The following is a 6,237-nucleotide window of genomic DNA, read 5'->3' as shown; positions in this document are numbered from 1 at the left end:
ATCTAATTGATAATCAGGCAATTTTGAAGATAAAAGAGTTAGTGAAAAAAGCTGGTATTCAAGTAAATATTAGTCAAGCAAATCCTTTATCTGGAGATCCAAACAATTGCTATGATGTTGATTTTATCCCATCAGGGACAGGTAAAAAACATATAGTTAATTTTATTTTACAGCAGACAAATGTAAGCTATCAAAACTCCATAGCTTTTGGTGAAAGTGGTAATGATATTGAAATGCTGCAAACTGTTAGACATGGTTATTTAGTTGGAAATGCAACCAGCGAAGCTAGGAAATTACATTTTCAAATAGCAGAAAATGAATATGCTAAAGGAATATTATCTGTATTAAAAACACTTATTAAATAATCAAGAGTCATGAGTCAGAATGTTTGATATATTACATCCCACATTCCGCAATTATGAAACGCCATATTTTTGGTATTTTTTGTGTAATCCTGAAAAAGCTGAATTGTTTATAACTCAATCAGTCTTAATCATATTTACATAAGAGTAAAGCCACCGTTAATACATAAATATTGCCCTGTAACAAATCTGGACTCATGACTGGCGAAATAAAGCACTGCTTCAGTAATATCCTGTGGAGTACCCCATTGCTGCATGGGAATTCTGACTTGGTAAGCGTCTTTTTTTTCTTGAGGAACGTTTTCATGGCGTTCTACGGGTATCCAACCGGGAGCAACTGCATTAACTGTAATACCAAAAGGCGCTAATTCGGTGGCCATGCTGCGTGTAAATCCCAGTTGTCCATTTTTGGCAGTAACGTAAGCACTGAAGTTATTAACTGAGCGGAAACAAACGTCACTACTAATATTAATAATTCGTCCCCATTGTTTTTGTTTCATGGAGGGTAAACAAATACGAGTTAATAAGTAGGGACTTTTGATAAAAAAATCCAGCATGGTTTGGAAATCTTGCCAGGTGTATTCCTCAAAGGGGATCTGGGGTTGGTTTCCTGTGGCATTTAACACCAAAATATCTACTGCACCCAGTTGAGAGGCGATCGCTTCATAAATTGCTGCTACATCTTCTTCTTGGGTAACATCCCCACGAACCAAAATAGCTTGGCAACCTTGTTGTTCAAGTTCAGCTAAAGCCTGTTTAGCCCGTGATTCGTTATTGCTGTAATTGATTGCTACCTTAGCACCTGCTTGTCCCAATTTGAGAGCGATCGCTTTCCCTAAACCAGCAGAACTTCCTGTAACTAAGGCCACATGACCATCTAAAGAAAATGACATTTAATTGCTAACCCCTGATGAAAATAATGAAATAAACTTAGACAACGGCAAATTTTTGTAATACTTGAGACAAGTTATTTAAACTCTCTTTCGTTCCCTGCTCAACATCTGATGTTTCTTCATATTCAACCACCCAATATCCCTGATAACCTGCATTTAATAGTTCTTTAATAATCGGTTCCCAGACAATTTCTCCCTCTCCAAAAGCACAGAATTGAGGACTATCATTAACCCATTGCACATCTTTCCAATGACTATAATTTACCCAAGGAAGAATATAGCGGAGTGCCATCAAAGGATCAGTTCCCTGATTCAAAAAATTAGCGGGATCATAGTTAATACCAACAGCAGGACTTTTAATACCTTCCATCATTCTGGCCACTCTTTGTCCGGTTGCAGTTGGTCCACCATGATTTTCAATCGTTATTTGAATTCCTCGTTCTTCGGCGTAATCACCGATTTTATTAAAAGCATAATGCAACAGAGGAAAAACATCTGGGAGAATATAATCATTTCTGTGATCACCAGACAATAATCTGACAAATTTTGCCCCTAATTTTTCAGCACTATCAACAAAACGCTCTACTCTTTTAATTTCTGTTTCTAACTCATTTGCATCTGAGAGTGTAAAATTATTTCTTCCTGCTATACAAATAATATCTACTCCTGCTTCTTTAGCCCAATCAGCAATTTTAGATACTGCTTGATCATCACCATCATGTAAAAGATGTTTGGGTGCTTGGGGATGAGCATTCACTTCTACTGAACGAATGCCTTGGTTAGCTATCCAGTGGAAATATTCAGGTATTTCCACTTCTCTCCAGCCCCAAGCAGCACAGCCAATATTTAGTGAATTAATGTTAGACTTTAGCATATTTTTGATTTTGGATTTTAGAAATGATGTGTATAGCTTAGAGGGTAAGCTGTCGTGTATTCAAAATGCACAACAGCAAGTCAAAAGTGAAGAAAATTTGAGGCTTATTTATTGATAGAATAACTTAATGTTTTCACAAACTTGCTCAAGTTCCTGAACGGTTAGTCCTGGATAAATAGGTAAACTCAGGATGCGGCTTGCTTGCATTTCTGCGACAGGAAAACTCCCTGCTGGATAGCTTAATTCTTTACCTGCTGTAGATAGATGAATTGGCACTGGATAATGAATTGCTGTACCGATACCGCGATCGCTCAAAAATTGACGCAATTGATCACGCCGTTCAGCTTGAATAACAAAGGTGTGGTAAACGCATTTTTCCCACTCTCGTTCCCATGGCATTATGATTTGAGGAATACCCGCAAGTTGACTTTGGTAATAGTGAGCATTTTCTTGACGTTGCTGTGTCCATTCCTGGAGGTAACGCAATTTAACTAACAGAATAGCTGCTTGTAGAGTATCTAAGCGAGAATTATGAGACCACATCACACAGTCATCACGAGTTCGTAAACCAATATTCCGCATAATTTTTAACTGGTCATACAGTTCGGAATCATCCGTTACTATTACTCCTCCATCTCCACAAGCATTTAAGTTTTTCAGGGGGTGTAAACTGAAACAACCCACTATTCCCAAAGAACCTACTCGTTGACCTTGATACTCAGCCAGTACAGATTGGGCGGCATCCTCCACTACAGCTATTCCATTTTCCTGGGCAATATCTAAAATTGGTTTCATGTTACAAGGTCTTCCCGTCAGATGTACAGGGATAATTGCCTTTGTTTTGGGAGTAATAGCTGCGGCGATTTTAGTTGGATCAATATTGTAATCATCGCCCACATCAACGAATACAGGTTTAGCACCAAGTATGCGAATACAGGTAGCTGAAGCCACGAAAGAATTAGGGACAGTAATAACTTCATCACCAGAACGAATACCAAGTGCTTTGAGTGCAAAAATTAAGGCATCTGTCCCAGAATTAACACCAACTGCATAACGAACGCCACACAATTGAGCAAACTGACGCTCAAACTCTGCAACTTGCTCGCCTAAAATAAAGTTGCCATCATCAAGGACTTCACCCATTGCTGCTAGTAACTCAGACTTTATGGCAGCGTGTTGACTTTTAAGATTAACGAAGGGTATTTGATTAATGGTTAATAGTTGTGACATTTTTAATATCCCAATATATTGATAACGACTTCACGGATGTAACCAGACTGACGATGTTCCCAGATATAAATATCTTGTAAACGTCCTAGCTGCAAAAGACCTTGAGCAATCGGAACTTGTTCAGAGGTATGGGTAAGGGCAGAGCGAATATGTGCCGGCATATCATCTAAACCTTGTCCGGCTAAAAGATATTGACCATTTTCGGGAACTAACTTCGCAAAAAAGGTTTCCACGTCGGGTTTGGCATCTTCTTCTTGAATCAATAAACTGGCGGAAGTATGACGGATAAAAAGGTTACAAATTCCTGCTGTAATTTCCGATTCTGTAATGACTGCTTGGACTTGGGGCGTAATTTGACATAGGGATTTACCAGTAGTTTGTACCTTGATTGATTGTTGATAAAGTCTTATAGATGAGTTGGTCATTTTTATTCCTTTCCTAAATGCTCAAACCACGATTTTGTCTCTTGCTGAATTGTTTCTGGTGTCCAAACTGGAGCATCTCGCCAAAGTTCAATATTGGCTAACATTTCACTTACACCTTCACTTAAAGGTACTTGAGGTTGCCATTTTAAAAGAGTCGTAGCTTTGGCAATATCAGCCCAAGTACAATCAGGTTCTCCTGGACGTTTGGGAATGTGAGTAATTTCTCCTGCTAATAATTTCACCAGTGTTAAAACGCTTTCAGATTTACCAGAACCAATATTAATAATTTCGCCGGTAATATCCGATTCAGCAGCTTTGATAAAGGCTGCTACTACATCACTAACGAAGGTAAAATCTCTCGTTTGCATTCCATCTCCAACAACAGTAAAAGGGGTTTTCGCTAGTTTTTGAGCTAAAAATACGCCAAATACTGCACCATAAGCTCCTGTGGTTCTGGATCTTGGTCCATACACATTAAACAATCGTAAAGAAAGGGCTGGAAGTTGATAAACTTGCGCCCAGTGCATGACTAATTGTTCACCTAAATATTTTGTTAAGCCGTATGGATGTTTAGGATGACAAGGATAGGTTTCTGATGTGGGATATTGATTAGGAATACCATAGCAAGTGGAAGAAGCTGTGTAGATAAATTTTTGGATTTTAGCAGTACGACAAGCTTCTAAAAGGACGAATGTACTATGTAAATTGGCATGATAATATGCTCCTGGATTTTGGATTGAGGGAACTAAATCAGCTAATCCTGCTAAATGAAATACCCAGTCAATATCTGTTAATATGGATGGGGAAATATCAGCAACATCTTGCTCAATAAATGTAAATGTGGAATAGGTTTGAGCCACTTTTAAATTATCCGTTCTTCCTGTCACCAAATTATCTAAACCAACGACACTATGACCTGATTTGAGGAGGAGATCACACAAGTGGCTACCAATAAAACCAGCAGCACCAGTGACTAAGCAATGTTTAGGAGAATTTAATTTACTGTTCATACAAAATTAATAATCTGTTAGTCAAAATTTAAATTTTCATCAAGCTTTATGATCATCTAATTTACATTATCAAATTCTATTTTTTGTCATTTTATCAACCATTCTACTTAATTCTTCACAATTGACAATGATATCTTCATTCTTTACCTCACAAAACATACAAGCATAATCGAATCCTAATCCTTTAGCAACTGTATAATAGAAATGGCTAATTTTCTGACCAAAAAGTTCAATTAAATTTAAATTTTGGGAGAAAATAATATTTGTTACTCCACCACCATGAGGAGCAATAATAAATTTAGCTTGAGCAAACAATTTTACTTGGTCAGCAAAATCTAAATCTTCTAGAACATAAGGTACAAAATCCATTTTATCGAGAGTATTGCTTACTTCTTCTTCATTCAAAATGCGGCGAGCATTTGCTTTTTTACGAGAAATAAAAATATTGGGACTCAAAACCAGATTTGGATTTGCATAAGTATCTACGTTACTAAGAATACGTTCTCTTACCCAATGACAAGCTTTGATAGAAATACGTCCTCCTTCACGTCTTTTAGAGCAAATAACTAATTCATTAACTTTAGCTCTATATCCATTCCATTGGATATAATTTTCTAGACCATAACCCATCAATTCTAAAGAGCGAATTTTCCAACTAGGAATATCTTTATCAATTATTAAGACTGGTTTTTTACCTGTTTTTTGAGAATAATATTCAAGGACTTCTAATCTAGTTAAAGCCTCATAAATCCAATGAGCATATAAATGACTCCAATAATTAACAAATGAACAAGCTAAATCAAAATGTTCTATATTGGCTATAGGGGCAATATATTGAGAATTGAAACCAGCCTTCATTGTAGAAATAGCAGTGTGTTCTAAAACATCTACTCTATCTAAAACTGTTTCTAAAATAATATTCTTATCCTCAGTAAAACCAATCCCATAAATTCCCAATAACTCCACGTTTTTAACAACCACAGCAAAAGGATTAGTAAATTCAAATTTACCTTCTTTTTCTCTAAATGCTGCGGGAATTTCTTGATAACTTATAGCTGGTTCAATTTGAATAATTTCATCATATTTTAACTGATAAAGATTATTCTCTGCTTGACATTGCTGGAGTAAATCTACTCTAGTAATTAAATTGCTGTGTAGATAGTTAAATAAAATTGAATAAATCAATTTGAGAATAGGTAATTGTTCATATTCCGCTTCTAACTTAGGAATATTATTCTCCATTTTATCTTTCTCCATCTCCTCAGTCATCGTGATGAGATTTTCGTCAATGTATCTCAATAAAATAGGATATATGAGTTTAAATATTAGCAATTCTTGAACATAACGCCCAACTTTATTCATCTGCTTGTAAATCTCTCTGTTTTGTATAGGACAGCAAAATAATTTGCTTGTTTTTTAGTAAAAGTTTAGTAAAATTTAATG

The 6,237-nt window shown here is 36.2% G+C and carries 7 protein-coding genes; 1 reads left to right on the top strand and 6 read right to left on the bottom strand.

Features of this window, described 5'->3' with window-relative positions; translation table 11 throughout:
• On the top strand, positions 1 to 365 hold a 365-nt coding region (locus IQ228_RS18600; protein WP_193963885.1), incomplete at its 5' end, for an HAD-IIB family hydrolase.
• 134 nt (positions 366 to 499) lie between these two features.
• Here the strand turns inward: IQ228_RS18600 and IQ228_RS18595 are convergent.
• The 6 genes from IQ228_RS18595 to IQ228_RS18570 form a co-directional block, all read right to left on the bottom strand.
• Positions 500 to 1,255, bottom strand: a complete 756-nt coding sequence (locus tag IQ228_RS18595; protein ID WP_015078118.1) for an SDR family NAD(P)-dependent oxidoreductase — start codon at positions 1,253 to 1,255, stop codon at positions 500 to 502.
• Between the two features lie 37 nt (positions 1,256 to 1,292).
• Positions 1,293 to 2,129, bottom strand: coding sequence for a sugar phosphate isomerase/epimerase (locus IQ228_RS18590; protein WP_027401725.1), 837 nt, complete (start codon positions 2,127 to 2,129; stop codon positions 1,293 to 1,295).
• Positions 2,130 to 2,237: 108 nt separating this feature from the next.
• Positions 2,238 to 3,359 (bottom strand): DegT/DnrJ/EryC1/StrS aminotransferase family protein, encoded by a 1,122-nt coding sequence (locus tag IQ228_RS18585; protein ID WP_015078120.1) that lies wholly within the window; start codon positions 3,357 to 3,359, stop codon positions 2,238 to 2,240.
• Positions 3,360 to 3,361: 2 nt separating this feature from the next.
• Positions 3,362 to 3,784 carry a secondary thiamine-phosphate synthase enzyme YjbQ gene (locus IQ228_RS18580; RefSeq protein WP_027401726.1) on the bottom strand — a complete coding sequence of 141 codons (423 nt, stop codon included), beginning with the start codon at positions 3,782 to 3,784 and terminating at the stop codon, positions 3,362 to 3,364.
• 2 nt (positions 3,785 to 3,786) lie between these two features.
• Positions 3,787 to 4,794 carry an SDR family oxidoreductase gene (locus tag IQ228_RS18575; protein WP_096667116.1) on the bottom strand — a complete coding sequence of 336 codons (1,008 nt, stop codon included), beginning with the start codon at positions 4,792 to 4,794 and terminating at the stop codon, positions 3,787 to 3,789.
• A 69-nt stretch (positions 4,795 to 4,863) separates the two neighbouring features.
• Positions 4,864 to 6,156, bottom strand: coding sequence for a DUF563 domain-containing protein (locus IQ228_RS18570; RefSeq protein ID WP_051424264.1), 1,293 nt, complete (start codon positions 6,154 to 6,156; stop codon positions 4,864 to 4,866).
• Positions 6,157 to 6,237 lie beyond the last annotated feature (81 nt).

The sequence above is a fragment of the Dolichospermum sp. LEGE 00246 genome (genome assembly GCF_015207865.1).
GTDB classification, from domain to species: domain Bacteria; phylum Cyanobacteriota; class Cyanobacteriia; order Cyanobacteriales; family Nostocaceae; genus Dolichospermum; species Dolichospermum heterosporum.
This window is presented reverse-complemented; position numbering and strand designations above follow the sequence as displayed.

Excerpts from the sequence above, each read along its gene's own strand:
- IQ228_RS18570 (WP_051424264.1), bottom strand. The coding sequence starts at position 6,156 with ATGAATAAAGTTGGGCGTTATGTTCAAGAATTGCTAATATTTAAACTC.
- IQ228_RS18585 (WP_015078120.1), bottom strand. The coding sequence starts at position 3,359 with ATGTCACAACTATTAACCATTAATCAAATACCCTTCGTTAATCTTAAA.
- IQ228_RS18590 (WP_027401725.1), bottom strand. The coding sequence starts at position 2,129 with ATGCTAAAGTCTAACATTAATTCACTAAATATTGGCTGTGCTGCTTGG.
- IQ228_RS18580 (WP_027401726.1), bottom strand. The coding sequence starts at position 3,784 with ATGACCAACTCATCTATAAGACTTTATCAACAATCAATCAAGGTACAA.
- IQ228_RS18575 (WP_096667116.1), bottom strand. The coding sequence starts at position 4,794 with ATGAACAGTAAATTAAATTCTCCTAAACATTGCTTAGTCACTGGTGCT.
- IQ228_RS18595 (WP_015078118.1), bottom strand. The coding sequence starts at position 1,255 with ATGTCATTTTCTTTAGATGGTCATGTGGCCTTAGTTACAGGAAGTTCT.